The organism is Halorubrum persicum (genome assembly GCF_002727125.1).
In the GTDB taxonomy this organism is placed as follows: Archaea; Halobacteriota; Halobacteria; order Halobacteriales; family Haloferacaceae; genus Halorubrum; species Halorubrum persicum.
In genome coordinates, this window is record NZ_NHOA01000140.1 from 1 (window position 1) to 16,516 (window position 16,516).

At 56.2% G+C, this 16,516-nt stretch carries 14 protein-coding genes and 3 pseudogenes; 6 read left to right on the forward strand and 11 right to left on the reverse strand.

From position 1 onward, the window contains the following. Window positions 1–340: zinc ribbon domain-containing protein (locus DJ69_RS15310; protein ID WP_180271841.1), on the forward strand; the 340-nt coding region annotated here is incomplete at its 5' end. A gap of 497 nt (window positions 341–837) precedes the next feature. Here the strand turns inward: DJ69_RS15310 and DJ69_RS15315 are convergent. The 3 genes from DJ69_RS15315 to DJ69_RS18015 all read right to left on the reverse strand — a co-directional run bounded on the left by DJ69_RS15315 (window position 838) and on the right by DJ69_RS18015 (window position 2,341). Beyond that, complete coding sequence (locus DJ69_RS15315) at window positions 838–1,266, reverse strand: type II toxin-antitoxin system VapC family toxin (RefSeq protein WP_099256409.1); 429 nt, start codon at window positions 1,264–1,266, stop codon at window positions 838–840. Then, entirely contained in the window at window positions 1,266–1,535 is a 270-nt protein-coding gene (locus DJ69_RS15320) for an AbrB/MazE/SpoVT family DNA-binding domain-containing protein (RefSeq protein ID WP_099256410.1), read from the reverse strand. Before DJ69_RS15320 ends, DJ69_RS15315 begins: the two co-directional genes overlap by 1 nt. Window positions 1,536–2,137: 602 nt before the next feature. After that, on the reverse strand, window positions 2,138–2,341 hold the full coding sequence (locus tag DJ69_RS18015; protein WP_144050461.1) for a hypothetical protein: 204 nt from the start codon (window positions 2,339–2,341) through the stop codon (window positions 2,138–2,140). Window positions 2,342–2,519: 178 nt separating this feature from the next. Here DJ69_RS18015 and DJ69_RS18550 point away from each other — a divergent pair, with 178 nt between their 5' ends. Together DJ69_RS18550 and DJ69_RS19240 are read left to right on the forward strand one after the other, a co-directional pair. Beyond that, window positions 2,520–2,675 carry a hypothetical protein gene (locus DJ69_RS18550; RefSeq protein WP_180271842.1) on the forward strand — a complete coding sequence of 52 codons (156 nt, stop codon included), beginning with the start codon at window positions 2,520–2,522 and terminating at the stop codon, window positions 2,673–2,675. Between the two features lie 208 nt (window positions 2,676–2,883). Beyond that, a pseudogene (locus DJ69_RS19240) lies at window positions 2,884–3,003 on the forward strand (zinc ribbon domain-containing protein); the annotation flags it as partial. A gap of 153 nt (window positions 3,004–3,156) precedes the next feature. Here DJ69_RS19240 and DJ69_RS15330 read toward each other — a convergent pair. The 5 genes and pseudogenes from DJ69_RS15330 to DJ69_RS15350 form a co-directional block, all read right to left on the reverse strand. After that, window positions 3,157–3,522 carry an ArsR family transcriptional regulator gene (locus tag DJ69_RS15330; RefSeq protein ID WP_245851726.1) on the reverse strand — a complete coding sequence of 122 codons (366 nt, stop codon included), beginning with the start codon at window positions 3,520–3,522 and terminating at the stop codon, window positions 3,157–3,159. A 139-nt stretch (window positions 3,523–3,661) separates the two neighbouring features. Continuing rightward, window positions 3,662–4,906: pseudogene (locus tag DJ69_RS15335) on the reverse strand (RNA-guided endonuclease InsQ/TnpB family protein). 401 nt (window positions 4,907–5,307) lie between these two features. After that, a complete protein-coding gene (locus tag DJ69_RS19085; protein WP_303645895.1) occupies window positions 5,308–5,478 on the reverse strand; it encodes an HVO_0758 family zinc finger protein in 171 nt (56 codons plus the stop codon). A 455-nt stretch (window positions 5,479–5,933) separates the two neighbouring features. Next, window positions 5,934–6,302, reverse strand: a complete 369-nt coding sequence (locus tag DJ69_RS15345) for a hypothetical protein (RefSeq protein ID WP_144050462.1) — start codon at window positions 6,300–6,302, stop codon at window positions 5,934–5,936. Window positions 6,303–6,659: 357 nt separating this feature from the next. Next, window positions 6,660–7,828, reverse strand: a pseudogene (locus tag DJ69_RS15350) (ISH3 family transposase). Window positions 7,829–8,042: 214 nt separating this feature from the next. Between DJ69_RS15350 and DJ69_RS15355 the strand changes: the two are divergent. Beyond that, window positions 8,043–8,723, forward strand: a complete 681-nt coding sequence (locus DJ69_RS15355; RefSeq protein WP_245851728.1) for a winged helix-turn-helix domain-containing protein — start codon at window positions 8,043–8,045, stop codon at window positions 8,721–8,723. A gap of 5 nt (window positions 8,724–8,728) precedes the next feature. Beyond that, window positions 8,729–9,196 (forward strand): hypothetical protein, encoded by a 468-nt coding sequence (locus DJ69_RS15360; protein WP_099256416.1) that lies wholly within the window; start codon window positions 8,729–8,731, stop codon window positions 9,194–9,196. Between the two features lie 1,000 nt (window positions 9,197–10,196). On the opposite strand, the gene DJ69_RS15370 is transcribed toward DJ69_RS15360, so the two are convergent. Continuing rightward, window positions 10,197–10,919 carry a hypothetical protein gene (locus tag DJ69_RS15370; protein WP_218962332.1) on the reverse strand — a complete coding sequence of 241 codons (723 nt, stop codon included), beginning with the start codon at window positions 10,917–10,919 and terminating at the stop codon, window positions 10,197–10,199. A 114-nt stretch (window positions 10,920–11,033) separates the two neighbouring features. Between DJ69_RS15370 and DJ69_RS15375 the strand changes: the two genes are divergently transcribed. Continuing rightward, window positions 11,034–11,864: an IS5 family transposase gene (locus DJ69_RS15375; RefSeq protein WP_099256414.1), complete on the forward strand. Its 831-nt coding sequence runs from the start codon at window positions 11,034–11,036 to the stop codon at window positions 11,862–11,864. Window positions 11,865–11,885: 21 nt separating this feature from the next. Here DJ69_RS15375 and DJ69_RS15380 read toward each other — a convergent pair whose 3' ends face one another. Beyond that, window positions 11,886–13,505 (reverse strand): hypothetical protein, encoded by a 1,620-nt coding sequence (locus DJ69_RS15380; RefSeq protein WP_245851731.1) that lies wholly within the window; start codon window positions 13,503–13,505, stop codon window positions 11,886–11,888. 78 nt (window positions 13,506–13,583) lie between these two features. Further along, on the reverse strand, window positions 13,584–14,576 hold the full coding sequence (locus DJ69_RS15385) for a hypothetical protein (RefSeq protein ID WP_144050463.1): 993 nt from the start codon (window positions 14,574–14,576) through the stop codon (window positions 13,584–13,586). Window positions 14,577–16,516: the final 1,940 nt, after the last annotated feature.

Genomic DNA, 16,516 nt, shown 5'->3' on the forward strand with positions numbered 1-16,516 from the left:
CATCTATTCAACACAGCAGTTTCTGGACCTCTTGGGGTACAAAGCTGACCTGTATGGTACTCATGTCGTTCGAGTCGAAGCGGCGGGAACGACTAAAGAGCGTTCAGAGTGCGGTGTAGAAACGTCGAAACCACTCTGGGTTCGAGAACATTCCTGTCCGGCGTGCGGCCACACCGATGACAGGGATCTGAATGCGGCGAGGAACATCCTTTCTCGCGGTCGCTCACAGATAGGGGCGGGACGCTCCGAATCAACGCCTGTGCAGACTGCGCTCCCTACGTTCACTCCGTTGCGGGTGGATGCAAAGCGCGTCGTTGAAACAGGAAGCCCCGAGGCTTGACCTCGGGGTGGGCTCACGGTTTCGGTGTTTGCTCGTTCGGAGTTTGACTGACTACTCCTCTTGCTGCTCTGCCAACTCGGCGATCTCGTCCTAGTGCGCCGCGAACAGGTGTTCCCCGACTCGCGTGTTGAACACCTCGTCGTCACAGAGCGGACAGTCGATAAACACCCCGTCGCGGTCGGCCAGCCCCCGAACCCGGCTTCGAACTCGGTGCCTTTGAGGTCGGCTGCCGCGGTCTCGGCCAGCTGCTCGCGCTGTTCCTCGCGCCAGTCCAAGTACCGACGGATGGAGCCGACGCCCTCGGGGGCGCGAATCATCCGCTTGTAGCCTCGCCCGCCGAGCGAGAACAGGTCTCCGAGGTCACGATAGACGGTGAGTTCGTCCTCAAACTTTCCGAGCAGCGCCCGTAGCTCTTCGACGTCCTCGTCGGTCAGGGCGCTTTCCTCGACGGCCTCAGCCACCTGCTCGAGTGCGTCGGTATCGTCCTCGCTCATCGGTCAATTGGACGGAGCGTCAGGCGTTTCCAGCCGCGTGATGCCGTCAAGCGTGTCGAAGTCGTCGTCGAAAGAGTACAGAAACTCGATGTCCTCACGCTGCATGTACGCGGCGATAGTCGCGTCCCCGAACGACAGCCCCTCGTAGGTCTGGAACAGGTCGACGGCGCTGGGGAAGTCCTTCTGGGCGGCGTGTAGCACCTCGAAGCCAGCGGACTGGTTCAGCCGCTCGTAGGTCTCGACGGCTTTCGAGTGCCGTTTTCGGTTGTGTATCCAGTTCAGCGTTTCGAGGACGATGTAGTTCGTCACTCGCCCCGTCGGGAGATCGCCGTGATCCATCTCACGAACGATCTCCATCGCGACGTCGTGGTGTTCATCATTGACGTCTGCCATCCCGACGAGCACACCTGTATCGACGACTGCGACCGCCATCAATTCGTCTCTGAGAACGCGGGGTCGTCCTCGTGGCCGGCGAGGTCGTGCGTTTCAGACCCGCCTCCGCCCATTGACACCGGCTCGAAGTCGTCGAAAGCGCCGTATCGCTGCTTGACGACTTCAACCGAGAGGTCCCCCTCGCAATCGACGTTCCAGCGGAGTTTGTCGCCGGCCTCAATGTCGAGGCGTCGACGGAGTGTCGCCGGGATCGTGACCATTCCCCGGTCGTTAACCTTCGTCTCCTCGGGAGCTTCTTCAGTTGCCATACCCGACAGTACAGACACTCTGTTAATACATGTTGCGCCACATGCGGGTCACTGCGGGAGCCAGTCGGTGCTCCGCTTCTCCCGGATTACGGAGAATCGAGGAGAAAGCCTCGCGCTTTAGCGCGCGGATGAATCCGATAAATCTGCCAGAAACCACGTTCGGCATTTTTGAACGGACGCTCATGTGTAGCACATTGTTGATGAAGAGCCATCTTGCGATCCTGCGGTGCGTTGAGTAGATTGAGAATATACGACTTAGCAGCTCTGACGGCTAACTACTGAATGAGGTCCACCCCCGGAGACTGTATCAACAATCTCCTACCGAAGAGCGTTGAACGGATGTTTTATGTGTTTAATTCTGTATCAATAGTTAACCGAGGCGGCCTGCCCGCCTACCCAATCAGACAATATCGGGATTCCTCTGGTCTCGCACAGAAAGCACCCTTTCTGTTTGCGAGGTTGGGGTGCGGTCAGCAAAAGTATCTCTGAATCCCACGCCGCGATAGGAGTAACGGCTGGTTGGCACAGCCAGTAGCCGTCCTTTGAGGCGACTACAAACCGTAAACATCCCAATCCAGCGGTGCGGTGGGAATCCTCGCGATTCAGCCCGGGGAGGATGTCAAGGCCGCCATCTTCTCGGCCGCCGCCTCGCGCTGCTCTTCGGTGACGTCCCCGTCGACGACGCCCTCAACGTCGACGCCAGCGACGTCGGCGGCGAGGACGGACACCCGCTCGCGCTGTAGCTTCAACGAGGCGTCGTTATCGCCTCCCCACGACTTTCGGATGAACGCCGCTGCTCGGCTCATCGGTAGTTCTCCACCAACTCAGGGCCGCCGTAGGCGTCGACGTAGCAGCGGCGATGAACGGGCTCCTGTTCCCTGAAACCGTGGACCCCCCGGCAGCCCCACACTTTTTCTCCGAGTGTTCTCCTCGCACTCTCTCAAGACCACAAAGTGTTTATTAATCTATGTTGAATCCCGGCTTATGAACAGACGTGAGCTCTTGATGCTTGTTGCAGGTAGTAGTACGTCGATCCTCGCTGTCTCTTCTGTTAGTGCAGAAGAACCTTCGAAGACCGGTACAGACGCTGCCGGTGAGTCTTCTTCTGAGACCATTGCAATAACTATTGAGATACAATGAACTTCCCGGACTCCTCACCTCGCCGTATCGATCGAAGGTGAGCGTCCACGCCCGATGTCGTGGGTGGCCTCGACAACCATCGCGCTGTCCACTCCTCGATCTCGAGGGCGGTGTCATCAGTCTCGAAGCCAAACCCTGTGAGGTCAACTGCCGTTCGGGTTCGAGTATCCTATGAGGACATATCTCAACGACGGGTGAGAACATTATTCAACTCGTCCTGAAGTCTGGAACGGTGACGCCGAGTGGCAGATTCACCGCCCACCCGGACGGGTTCGAGGCCGAGCTCACGGACAAGCCCCTCCCTCAACGAGCGAAGTCAGTAGACTGAGCGAAGTAGGGTGGGGTAGTTGACGAAAGCGGCGCCCCCAGTTCCGAGTGGCGTGAATCGCCTCTTGGTCAAGCTCCGAGAAGCTTTACCTTGCTATCTGTCGATGATCGTGGCGATCGACCCACCCGGCGCCAACAAGTGGGGGATGTCTATTCATGAGTCGAGCAAATTTCCCTGTGCTTCTTCCGGATCGTTCACCTGACGAATCATTGGCTCATCGATCAGAATTCGAGACGCTTGTTCATTGAGAAGCGTCTCAAATCGGTCGCGATCCGTGTCATATACTGGCCGATTCTGTACTGCAGCGACGCCATAGGGAGTGATTTGATATAAGCCAGAATTTTCAGCTGGCCCGACCCGTTGTAAGAGACCTTCATCGGCAAGTACTGGCAGTCGGGTATTGATATAATTCCGATCTTTATCACATGTGACAGCAAGATTTGTTGCCGTATCTCGGCGCCCATTCATAAGGGCTTCAAGAATGTGGAAATCAGTTGGCTGGACTAAACGTGTATTCATGCTAGATGCTCGTAGATACTAATAGCATATCAGTTCTACGGTCAGTTTCGTGGTAGTAGTTCTCGCTTGACTTCCCCCACCTGTTCGATCCGATCTTGTGTCTCAGATTGATCTCCTCCTCTACGTGAACTACCCCACCCTACTCGCTCACCGCTGACGCGGTTTGCTCCTTGAGGGTGGGGCTTCCTGCTTCCACGACGCGCTTTGCAGACACCGAATCGGTGTCCGTAGGGAGCGCAGTCTCCACAGGCGGTGATTCGGAGAGTCCCTCTCCTACTTGCTTCGCACCGCGAGAAAGAATGTTCCACGCTGCGTTCGCACCTCTGTCTACCTCAAACCCACACGACGGACACGAGTGTTCACGGACCCACAGTGGTTTCTCTGTCGAAACACCACAGGACGCACACTCCTTGGTCGTCCCTCTCGGGTTTACAGCGACGAAGTGTGTCCCTTCGCGCTCGCACTTGTATTCGAGCAACGAGAGGAACGTTCGCCACGCGGCAGACGCCGTATTTCGACTGTCCGACGGTGACTCCGTTATCCCCTTGACGTCTAGGTCTTCGACCGCCACGAGGTCGTACTCCCGAGCGTAGTAATTCGAGAGTTTGTGCAAGAAGTCCCGGCGCTTCCGTCGGAGATCGGCGTGACACTCCGCGACTCGACGCCGTTGCTTCTCGTAATTGTTCGACCCGTGCTGTTTGCGTGAGAGTTTCCGTTGCTCGCGTTCCAAGCGTTTGCGTTCGTCAGAGAGGTCGAACGACCCGACTGCCGTGCCGTCGGTGTCGTGAGTGTACTTGAGAATCCCTACGTCGATGCCGACGCATTTCTCTGGCTTCTCGGGCGGTTCGGGTGGTTCATGGTCCATTTCAACGCCGAATGTGGCGAACCACTCACCCGTCGGTTCCTTCTTGATCGTGACCTGTTTGAGCGTCGCTTCGTCGGGGATGGCGCGGTGAAGCCGAATCGGTATGTTCGCGAGTTTCGAGAGTGGCAGGACAGTCTGACCGCCCTTCTTGTCGAGCTCGAAGCCAGACTGACTGTACGTGAAACTGCGGAACTCCCGTGGCGGTTTCCACTTGAGTTGACCGATGTCGTAGCCGTTCTCTTTGAGTTTTGCGAGTTCGTTGAGGTTGTCGAACAGGCGCTCCACAACGGTTTGGAGAACCTTCGAGTACACGTCCGAGAGGCCGTCCCACCACTCCTTGAGGTCGGGGAGTTCCGACCGAAGCGTAGTCATCGACGGCAGTTCGCCGTGTTCGTCTTAGTACTCGTTGAGGCGGTAGAGTGTGTGATTATAGAGTTGCCTACAAATGTCTCGGTGCCGGTCCAACTCATCGCGGTGGGCGTCGGATGGCGTGAGACGGTATTTGTAGGCGTAGTACATGGCGCTACTCGCGTTCTTCGATAAGTTCGTCCAACTGCTCTCGGACGAACGACGAGAGGTTGAGGTGTTGGTCCTCAATCCACTCGTTTTGGTCCTCCCGAATGGTGATTGTCTTCCGTTTCACCGTAATGCACGTCATGCACGTCACACGTATAATAACTTTGGCAGACGTGGGGCTGTGGGCCTGCAACAGAACAGTGTACGAACAGGTAATGACGGCGCTGTATCCCCGCCCTACTGCGCTACTCCGGCTTTGCCCTGTGTTGCTCGTTGAGGACGGGGGCTTAGCGCCTGCATTCAGCTAAGGGATTTCAGGCCGACGAGTGCTCAAATCCTGCATTTCAAGACGCACACATTCCACGCGTCCCTTGATGGGTTCAGCACACGGCTTTGCTAGCCAGTCACCGAAGATCTTTGTATTGTGTATCACATTCTGGACATGTACGGAGATCAAACACGTTGTCCGAATCGGTCGTCGTCTTCAGCACCTGCTCGCAGTCTGCACAGTTGAGACGCTCGTAGGTGTCTTTAAATAGGTCGCCATCTCGAAGGCCCTTCCGTGTAGATTTCATATCGTTCTGTGGTACATCCATATGAACCAAAAAACCTGCCTTGTTCTGTTTGCTGAGGGTTCGAGCTTGCCACCTGTGTCGTCCTCTCGCGGAGTAGCTCGTCACGATTAAGCTGGAGTGTTTTCCCCCCGTATTGACTAACTCCTGATCAAAAGCGATCCAAGTGAGGATTTCTTGGAAATCCCCTCTCGTGTACTTTTTACCGGTTTCACGCCAAATCCGATCTCTGGAAACAGTACTGTCGACGCCGCACGGCAAACCTGTTTCGCCTCAGCTGTCTGGACCATCTGTTAAGCAACACAGCCCAGCGTGAAGAGCCTCAGTCAGATTCGGCAACTACTATAAGCAGAGAAGAGACACGCCTGCTGAAAGCCAGTGGGAGCCAGAGACACCACGTTTCTGCTCTTCCGAGCAGTCCCTGACAGCGGCGACAACATCGTGGCACTAGGCAGCGGCTAGAACAGCCGGATGATGTCGATCGCGATGTCGACGATCCCGGTTTTCGCCTGATTGACAACTCCGTGCCCCTCAACAGTGATCTCGTCATCACTGTACGCCTGCTGAGCCACTGACACAGGATCCTCGGCGGTGTACACCTCACAAGCTGTTGAGCGGGTCGTCGTTACCGTGACATCAGGATCGGTAGCCGGGCCGACATCAACACCGGTAATCTTCAGCGACTCGTTGAGAGAAACGGTGTAGGCGGACTGCGAGGCGTTAGTGAGGCGTATCTCCGTCGTGTTCGAACTGACAAGAGAGGCGACAGGCGATGGAACAGCATCGGTGTTGGCGTTAAACAGCGCCACCGACCGATCGACGCTCACGTCGAGTTGCTCACCCGAACACGTGAGTTCTGGCGACTCTTGCGCTTGTACCTGCGACTGTGCTTGGACAGGACCACCCAGTCCACTTGCAAAGACACCAATAACGAGGAGTGTGATAATGAGTCTACGGGCCATACCCTTGATTCGTAGCCGTGGTCCTTTAGGACTAGGTTCAGTACCTCACAAAGCATCCTCAGCTAGCTGTTTCTGAAGCCTGAGTTCCGTGGCGGAGCGGTTGTGCTGGTGGTCTTGACGAGAGTATCTTCGACGAACTGACGGAGAGCTGTCGCTGTCGGCGGCGGCTGCCGCCGACGCGACAGCGTCGCCACTCGTGGCGAAGGCTAGCCCGGTCAGAGATTAGCGGGTAAACCGGTCATCTGGTGGTCGGTTTGCGGGGACGGCCCGACGCGTCGCGAGGGCCGTCCACGCTGCCCGTCGAATCATGTTGATGAACTCCTTGAACGACCACTGCCAGAGGCGACGCCCCCCCACGGCGGGGCGTCGCCACGTACTCCCAGTGTAAATACCGCCAGACGTTCTGTAACAACAAGCTCACCACGACGTACAGCAGCCGTACGACCGGATTTTGTGTCGAGGTCGTCGCAATACTTTGTTCGGAGAGTCGATAGCTCGCTTCGATACCGAAGCGTTTCGCGTAGTGGTATCGAGCGTCGCGTGGTGAGTCGATGAACGGCGCGTCAGCGGCGTAGCCGTGACGCGCCACCCCGTGTTCGTCGTACCGTCCATTTTGGTAAGTACAGTCGATGTAGACCGGAAACTCGACGGTCCAGCTGTGACCGTCGAGTTTCCCCGTCATGTCATGCTGAATCACGCGACTCCAGCCTTCCGGGAGTTCTTGCTTGATCGTCTGTCCCCAGCGGACGATTGGCATGACGTAGGCGTGGTTGTGTGCGTGAAGCAGCGTCAAACACTTGCTGTCGTAGAATTCACGGTCAATAAAGACGGCCTTGACGTCGAGGTCAAGGCCGTCGAGGATACCGAGAAACTCTGCGAGGACACTGCTGGCGGTGTCGCCGTCTTCGAGACGGCGCACCGCCAGCGTGTAGCGTTTTGTTCTTCACACGCGCGTAGAGTGTCGCGTAGGCATGGAACGCAGTTGTTCCACGCTTCGCTTGTGAGTGATACAGGCCGTCTGTCCCGTCTTCATCGCCGTAGTAGGGCCGCAGGTGGAGGTCTGAAACGACCTCCACCTGCTGGGGAAGGACGTCAAGAACGTCCTTCTGAAGGAGCGTGTTTCCGACTTGTTCGAGCGTCTCAAGGTCGAACTTGGTGCGGAGGTGGTAGAGAACCAAGTTTTTGTGGGGTGCATCTTCACTTCTCTCACAGAGCGTAGAGACAGAGGTCCCGTCGGCGCAAGCGCCGACGAGGACCTCATAGATGTCCTCAGCAGTGATTTCAGCATTATTGGCTAAGGAAAGCGGAACTTCCTCATCAAGGCTGTTGACGAGAAAGTTAAGAAGCTGGTCCTCGTGAATCTCACTGTCTGCTTGCTGGGTCGTAGACACACCTTCAGCAAGCAGACGTTCTAACTAAGCGGCTTTGTGAAGTACTGACTCTCTTCAAGACCACCAGCACAACCGCTCCGCCACGGAACTCAGGCTTCAGAAACAGCTAGCTGAGGATGCTTTGTGAGGTACTGATCATTTCCTGAGGATTCCAACAGAGACTCATATATGTGTTTCAGTAAAACATATGTGTGTTAGCGCCATAGCGTTGTGTATGACCGATGAGGCACCATCTCCTGACGGACCCAACGAGTTCCCCTCCGAAGAGGAATTACCGGACAACCCGGTAACCGTGGATGATATTGACCCGTTCAGCGTTGATGACGATGACTCCGATGACATCGATGACTTCGCAGCCGCAGAGTGGAAAACCAATACGACTGCGAATGAGCGAATTCGTACGGTGAGCAACAGAACGACGAGTCCGAAATCTGCGGGCGACATCGCAGAGACAGCGCTCGTCTCAGAAACAAAAGCCAGAGAGACGCTCAACAAGCTTGCTGAAGACGGTATCGTTAGAACTCATCAGACCGACTCCGGACAGCTGTACGATCGAGATCCAGACTGGCATCTTCTGAAACAGATCAGGCAACTCGCCAGTAGCAAAACGCTTGTGAATCAGATCCAGCGAGTAAAACAGGAACTCGCAGCGTACACAGACAAATATGACGCAACCGAACCGGAAGAGCTCCTGATTTCAGACAAGGAGCTCACCCAGACAGAACTTGACGACATCTCTCACTGGCGGACAGCAGAACGATCACTCAGCTATCTCAGAGCGGCATACCGCCTCAAAGAAGCAAAAGAACAGGCAGTCACGGTAACTGACCCGGGAGACAGGCAGGCGGGTAATCAAGCAACGACTCACGGTAGAAATCACTCCCCACTCCAATAATGGGGATGGGGAACGGCACTCCGTTCGATTCGGAAGCGATTGATGAGAGTGTAGAGCAAATGCGCCATCAGCTCGATAACGGAGTCGTTAAATCCCAATTCCAGTATCAGAAAGGCCAACCGTTCAAACAGCGTGACGGAGACGATATTCGGGCGGCACGGGTCACTATCACGCCCGGAATTCACGAGCGTGGGGCGTATTTTGATATTCAGTGGTGGGAAAATGGAGACTACAAATACCACTATCGGGAGGAAGGGCTGGAATTCAGGTTTGGGCGTGAGATAGCGAACGAGACCACTACGAAGCCGGTACGGCATTTTCATCCGCCAAGCGATCTTGACGCACATACCCAATCCTGTATTGAGAGTGAACAACCACCGACACGTGTCACAATTGCTGTCCTGAAGACGTGGTGGATAGCGGTTGAGAGCGGTGATGAAAGCTTGGTGAACGCGCAGAATGGGTTGCCTTGATATCCTCCCACGGTTGAAGCTCTGTCTCTTACCCACAAATCGAGTCAGGATTTTGGGGAGCGGAATCGGCGAGCACACCTAAAATATTCGGTATCTGCGGTTTCGTAATTCGGTGAAATTCCGCTCATCCCCCACCGTGACCTGCTCGACGACGCCGAAATCAGCGACCTCACTATTCGCATTTAGCACTAAAAATACCAATAACGACCAGCGTATTTGTACGGGTGCCACTAATGAAGTGAGATGACTTCGAGAAAATAACACCCGGTAAAATCGTTCCCACGACACCGAAGAAGACATATTTGGCGTTCTGGACTGAATGGTTTTCCATCATAATCAACAACCCGATTGTTCAACTCTGAGGTACTGTTCAGACGGGGGTTGAGGCGGATACATTGAGAGCGCTGGTCTCAACATCCAGTACTATTGAGTAAGTGTGTTCCGCGATTTGGAGAATCTAAGCGCTGGATAGACGATTACCTATGGTCACATACCCGAAGTACAGTCAGGCGAAACCACGACTTGACTCGATGAGAGCTACCCAAACGGACCCTCGATAGAGTACTGTACCCCATGCCGACTTGTCTCCAACATAAGACGTTAGCCTACGACCGAGTCGGTAAGGTCAATACATAAGAAATTCTTTTCGGGCCACCACTCCGCAACGTACGATCTTGTCTCCGTATGGTGGTAGTTGTGTCGCTGGAGAAACATCCGACATGTTATTTCACCAGTGTATCCAGTGTGATCAATCTTGTAGGCAGATTCAGTACCTGCTGCCGATTGAGGTGTAGTCGCATCAGTTAGCGGCTGAACAGCGATTAGATCCGCTGAGGGGGTCCCCAGGCGGACATACTCCGTGGTGGCAAAGTACGACTGATATACGGCTGCGTTCAGTCGGATCTCATCGTCCTGAGAGATGGACACTGTCCCATCGCCCAAATCGCGCCGAGCTGGTTGTTTACTCATAATGTCGTGAGTCGGTCAGTACTTGACGAGACTAGTCCTCTGATTCTGATTCGTCTTCGCTACCCATATCAACGTCACTCCGATCATCAAGCCCATAGATCAGCGGCTCCTGGAGCACCTCTTCAGGCGCAACGTTCCACGCATTGGGAAACGCCGGCTTGGTGTCAAGCCCAGGCAGATCCAACGAGACGAGCCCGCGCGGATAGCGGAAGGAGACGCCTGGATAACTAGGCTCCATCCCAAATTCGGTCGCAATCCGCTTACGCGGGAAGTAGTCTTTTCGATAGCTCCCATAGATATTGTTCCCTGGATGGTCGTGGGTGCTCAGCTGCGAAATCCACTCTTTAACGAACGGGCGACACTCTCGCTCGAGGATCGGATCGTCGGTGTCACGTTCGACAAAGAAGGTCTCGAACGCCTCTTCATGACTCCGTTCGTTTCGGGTGGACGCTTGATTGACGTCCCACGCTGCGGTCATCTCTTGTTGGACGAGATCTTCGGCGTCCGGGTCATAGCAGTAGAGCGCCTCCACGAATTGGAGGTAACTCAGATCGACCGGCCGATGACCCGGATGGAGTTTTGTGCGGTCGATGTGCGAGTCATCGTCGTACGTTTGGATAGTTTTCCCATATTTATTCTCGACGACGCAGTGGTCATCCGCTTCGTAGTACTGCGGGAGATTATACTCGAATGCATCGAAGGGTTCCGTCGCCTCTCCGCGTGCGAGGATTTGTCCGTCGTGGACGAGCAGCATCTCACCATCACAGGTGAGCCACCAGTTGGCTTCAGACGGCTGTGTTGAATCGCCATACTGCAGCGAGGTAGGCCGCTAAATCAAAGGAGTTGAAGCGGGAGAGTTCCGTTGACCATGACGCAAATCTCCCGCTTCATCGGGGAAGTTGTGCCGGTTGCTCAAAGAGTTACTGGCGACGGAGGCGAATCCGCCGCCCCGGACGGTGGCGGCGGATTCGCCGACTACGCACTCGTTTCCCTCCATTGTCTCCGGATTTACCTCGATGCGTCCTACCGCATGACGATCGACTTGCTCAAAGAAATGCCACAAATAACCGGGGAGATCGGCCTCAGCGCGGCCGATCTCCCTGCGCCGTCCACGTTGTGTAAGGCGTTCGACCGGATCAGCATGAGCGTCTGTCGAGTGCTGCTGCGCCAGTCGGCGCAGCTGCACGATCTCTCTGAACACGCTGCGATCGATGCCACGTTCTACGACCGCTCACCAGCGAGCCGCCACTACTGCCAGCGAATCAGCTACCGCGTTCAGAAGCTCAAAATCACGAAACTCGTCGATACAGCGTCGCAGGCCGTCATCGACGTTCACTGCTCAACGAATCGGGAAGGAAGCGATGCAGACCTTGCTGAGCAGATCGCCCGCCGGAACGCGGGCGATCTGCGGTCTCTTGCGGCCGATAAGGGCTACGACAAGCAATCGCTCCGCAAAGGTCTGCGTGAACTCGGGATCAGACCGCTGATCAAGCACCGCATCTTCGCACCGTACGACCACGCACACAACGCCAGAATCGACGATAACAGCTACAATCAGCGCTCAATGACTGAAACCGTGAACTCGGCTGTCAAGCGCTCGCTCGGCTTCGCCGTGCGAGCGCGGTCATGGTTCCGTGAGTTCCGCGAAATCGCGCTGATGTGTGTCGTCTATAACATCAAACGCTTCGTCAAACAGTGAATCCCTCCGCCTTACAGCGATTCAACACAGCCCTTCAGACACACCCTCAGGCAACAACAGCGTTTTGCCGTCGACAGTGACTGTTCCCGAGTCGTTATACAGCTTGGTCTTTGTCGGGTCGCTCTCTTTCATTGGTGCTTTGAGCCTGTCCAGCGCCCACCTACCGAGCTTATCGAGTGATTCGGTCCGTCCATCGTCGTCCGTCTGCGGTACCATCACGGTAATTGTTTTGTACCCCCAGACAGCCTGCCGGACGAGATTCGTATAGAAACTCCCGGCTTTCGACTTTGTCCGATACTCAACTTCGACAGCGAAGATTTCACCATCGTCACGACGGACCCACAGATCCGGACGGGATCCCGTGTCCTGGGTGACGATTATGACATCGTATCCCTCGCCCTCGAAGGCGACGGCGACACGTTCGATCCCGTCCCAGTGCTCTTCAGTGCCGTCGTTCGCGGTCGTTCGGGCCTGGTCGAACTCGCTGTCTTCGATCGGCGCGCTCACGCCGATCGTCACCTCCTCCGGAATGAGTTTGTCGGGATCAGTCCCGACGTCATCAATATCGAAGCCCGCCGCCTCAGGAGCTTTCTGCCACGGGTCGACGCCCGGATCGACTGTACCAAGCCCGACGTAGTGTTCGAGATCGATCTCTCGGGCAAGGAGACTCGTGTACGCACAGCGCTCCTCGAGGAGATCGGAGGCGCCATACTGTCCCCGCCGCATCAATGTGAACTCCTTTTCACCAGTGATGAGCGCTTGTCCCGCACTAAAACGGGGGAGCTCGGTCTCTCTCCCGGGGCTCACTGATCCATCATAATGAGAAATAAAGTAGCTATCATCAATGACGGCGAGACTCGATGAAACCCCAAGGTCCGCAAACGAGTCAGCAGGGTCACACTGTCGACCGAACCGGAGGCAGTCGGCGTACTCGCTTTCGGTGCTAATCTTGTATCTCGGATTAAACAGGAAGATCCGCACCGTAACCTGGTACTCGTTGTCCTCTGGGAGCCCGCTGGACTGACGGTACTGTACGTAATAGAGGAACGGTTCGCCGGCGAGTTCCTCGAAGAGCGCGTTTGCGTCCGCACCGGTTACTTTCCCGCGACCTGCGGGCTTTTGATTTTGCTCCTTCATTACGAGCCGCGTCCCGAGTGCTGGCGACGGTCCGAACAGTTCCAGCGGTAGTGTTCCGACACGGATCTTCAACGACTCTGGGAGCTCACTGGCCAGCTTCCGATACGTCGTGTCAAGCGGTTCCGGGAGTGAGTCAGCGTTCCCCTCTTCGGTTGTAACTGTGGTTTGGACCGTTGATACTCGAGACGGCGTGTAGGCTCGAAACGCGAAGATCATCCCGTCGCTAACGGGCCAGCTAAACTGTTCAACTTCGTCGATCGTAATCTTGGCGTCGAACAGATCGGAAATGACCGTCGCGCCCCGTTCCGGTCCGGTCTCGAAGGTTCCGCGCATCGAGGCGGCAACCTTCACGAACACGACCTTCGTCCGGTTGTGGTTGGATCGGTCAGTCGTTGCTGGCTGGACGCCGATGCTGTGGTGATAGTCGGGTGACCGGCTCTCGGCAGCCGCCGGAGTCGACTCTGATTCGGTCTCGTCGTTAAGTGTTGATTGCGTTGTTGCCATTACCTACCGTTTCACATACTGTGATCGCCTTACGCTGGCGTTGCTTTTCGGATGCTCAAACGGCCACCGTCGGCAGCGTTACTCGCTTGCCTCCGACGATGGGACGGCCCACGTGCGCCCTCGGACCTGCCGCTGGAACTCGCCGTCTTCAGCGACGCGCTTGGTGGTCACACTTGGTTCAGCACTCAGTGCTTCACTGAAGAAATTCTTGTACAAGGGAGCACAGTCGGCGGCCTCCGCATGGCGCTTCGTTACTGCGAACAGCTCGTCGTAGCTGATCCCCGTACCCGGCGATTTGACAGTGTACTGCGTGAGCACTTGTTCGACGAGCACTGCGGCCTGCGTAGACTCTGTCGTGGCAGCCCATTCGTCGCGCTGGGCGGGGTCATCCACTAGCGTAATCCCGTCATCGGGCTCCTCCGAGAGCGCATACACTGTACTCTCTGTCAGCGGCGTTGTCGACTCGACAGTGACGGGACACATCACGGGCCGCCAGGTCGCTGTCTCCGAGGCCGCCCGGTACTCCGTCGTCGGCGTAACGGCGGGACCCGCCGTCGGACGATACTGTGGTTCGACCGTAGTCCAGTTGTTCTCGTTGAGGGCGATGGTCCCATCGTCGAGGTCGGCAGTCGCGAGAACACGACCAGCGGATCGCAACTCGTAGACGCGGTCGCGATCCGAGTCGGCGTCAGTCCCACGGACCCACCACGCCGGCGGTTCCGTTTCATCTGCGGTGACGACTATTGCGCCGTCGTGTTTGATCTCCGGTGTTCGATCATAGAACCGGAGACCGTCGTCAGTCGATTCGGCAACGGGCGATCGAAGCCAGTGGTTGACGCGGGCTCCGACCTGCGCATTGCGGGTGACAATTATGTGGCGACGATCACGCTGAGTCGCGGCAGCCGCCGCCTGGATAGCCCGGTCAGGCCGTTTTGAGGACGTGAGTACCGTCACATCTGTCGGTTCGCCATCGATCCGGCAGCGAAGTTGTACGTCCGAGTGGCGGCCCTGGCGTGCGTGCGTGACGTGGGTGACGGCTGGCGTTGCCACCAGCGCCTCGGCCACCATCATCGGCATGTCTCGGTGTGTATTCATCATCGGTCTGGGGGTGATACCCATCACCACCATCGAGGGTATTTATAAAATAGTCTGTTAGAGTGAGTGGATACACAGATCTGTGGCGTAATATTGGCTTATTTGCCTCGAAAAATGGAGTTTGTGTGCGAACTTCTGTATCTCTTCACGTTCGAAACACCAGTTTTGTTCATGCTGTCGAGGGTGTTGTTGCGGAGTGTTGCGCGTGTTTTCTGGGTGTCGTGGAGAAGTTTTGCTCGCGTTCTCTGGGTGTCGTGGAGAAGTTTTGCTCGCGTTCTCTGGGTGTCGTGGAGATGTTTTGCGCGTGCTCTCAGGGTGTTGTGGAGGAGTTGTGCGCGTGTCGTTGCGTTACGCGACACCTGTCGCGTCTGTGTCGGTCGACACCACACGATCCTGAGTTCGATGTGGGCGACGTCGAATTGTTCATTCAAACCTCGCTGGACTGCGGGGAGACTCCCGTACGGACAGCAGCAGGAACGCCTGCGCTCCGTCAAGGTCTCGCGAAGGGTTGTGTCGACGATGATACTGCGCACAGCCAAGATCGTGGCAACTGTGTCCCGGAGATGATCGACGCTCGAACGATCGCTGCGGGATCGGTGTGTGCCACACTCGTAACGTTCCGACAGTGATCTGTGGGACACACGCGTCTACAGCCGATCAGCTGAGCGACTGGACATGACTGCGAGTAGCAGCTGTTGCGGTTGCGTTCGTGTGTTGTAGAAGACTTCGTTCGTGGTGGTCGGTGAGGACATGATCCGCTCAGCAGTAGGAATCCGACGCCGTTGTGGAGCTGATCTTCGGTGCGGACGGCTGGAATGTCAACGTCTGCTGTCCGTGCGGCAGTCACTGCGCAGCTGGAAAGATCGGATAGATGGGCTGGCGTCAGACTCCACCAGCGGAGCAGCAGGCCTGAAACTGCGCCAGCACAGTGTGCTGTTGTCTGGAGTTCTGTCTTGTCGCAACAGGCTCTGTTGATGATGCGAGCACAATCGAAAATGGACAGCGATCAGATCGAGTGGCGGACACGCAGCGACACGATTGGTTGTGTACCGACACCGCTGGAACACTCATCTAGTCGTGAACCGTGATCAAATTGGTGGCGAGAACTGACTCGCTAGTGATGAACTGTGTGTGCGCGGGCACAGGATTGACGTGGAACCGAACAGGGCTGTCGGAGGAGGTGCTTAGAGCTCGGATGAAACTGCGAGGGGGAGTTGACGAAGACTCAGCAGGGACTGCGTGAAGGATCAACTACCACTCGGATGAAACTGCGCGGAGAATCGACGACGATTCAGCAGGGACCAAGCGAAAGATCGACGAAGACTCAGCAGGGATTGCGGGGAGAGAGTAACCAAGACTCGGGGGCAAGCGAGTGGTAACGAAGCCGGAGCAGATACTCCAAGCGGAATGAAAGTATGTTGTGTCGACACCGCAGGACGTGTTCGGACGGGGTCATCCGCGACACCCCAGCACCATCACAACTGACTGGCAACTGTCCGCGTCACGGACAACAGACACACACTAAGCGTCGTGGTGACCCAGTACCAACTCCCAGCAAACGAGACTGGGAACAGTCATGCGTCGGCTGGGATGTCGTCAAACCCAGCTGTACGGCCCACTGGAAGGCACCGGTTGAGCTGTCAACCACCCACTACCAAAATCGCATGACTGGAGCAACTTCAGGGCACCAAACACCGACTGATATAATACTAATAAGTGCCTCTCAGTGCTGAGTGATTAGGGACTCCAACATCCATTCAGGAGGGACCCACGATCCCAACCGATCAAAGTGATCACGTTGCTGGCAACCGGAGGCAGACGACAGTTTCGCCCCCTCGTGTGGGACACCCCTTGTTCTCGCCTCGATGGATCGCCAGCCACACCAGTACATTCAGCAGCGCTCTTCTGTAGGAGAT

Coding starts and splice junctions, on each gene's coding strand:
- DJ69_RS19085 (WP_303645895.1), bottom strand. CDS start 5,478: ATGAAATCTACACGGAAGGGCCTTCGAGATGGCGACCTATTTAAAGAC.
- DJ69_RS18015 (WP_144050461.1), bottom strand. CDS start 2,341: ATGAGCCGAGCAGCGGCGTTCATCCGAAAGTCGTGGGGAGGCGATAAC.
- DJ69_RS18550 (WP_180271842.1), top strand. CDS start 2,520: ATGAACAGACGTGAGCTCTTGATGCTTGTTGCAGGTAGTAGTACGTCG.
- DJ69_RS15360 (WP_099256416.1), top strand. CDS start 8,729: ATGGGGAACGGCACTCCGTTCGATTCGGAAGCGATTGATGAGAGTGTA.
- DJ69_RS15380 (WP_245851731.1), bottom strand. CDS start 13,505: ATGGCAACAACGCAATCAACACTTAACGACGAGACCGAATCAGAGTCG.
- DJ69_RS15315 (WP_099256409.1), bottom strand. CDS start 1,266: ATGGCGGTCGCAGTCGTCGATACAGGTGTGCTCGTCGGGATGGCAGAC.
- DJ69_RS15355 (WP_245851728.1), top strand. CDS start 8,043: ATGACCGATGAGGCACCATCTCCTGACGGACCCAACGAGTTCCCCTCC.
- DJ69_RS15385 (WP_144050463.1), bottom strand. CDS start 14,576: ATGATGGTGGCCGAGGCGCTGGTGGCAACGCCAGCCGTCACCCACGTC.
- DJ69_RS15330 (WP_245851726.1), bottom strand. CDS start 3,522: ATGAATACACGTTTAGTCCAGCCAACTGATTTCCACATTCTTGAAGCC.
- DJ69_RS15320 (WP_099256410.1), bottom strand. CDS start 1,535: ATGGCAACTGAAGAAGCTCCCGAGGAGACGAAGGTTAACGACCGGGGA.
- DJ69_RS15375 (WP_099256414.1), top strand. CDS start 11,034: ATGACGCAAATCTCCCGCTTCATCGGGGAAGTTGTGCCGGTTGCTCAA.
- DJ69_RS15370 (WP_218962332.1), bottom strand. CDS start 10,919: ATGCTGCTCGTCCACGACGGACAAATCCTCGCACGCGGAGAGGCGACG.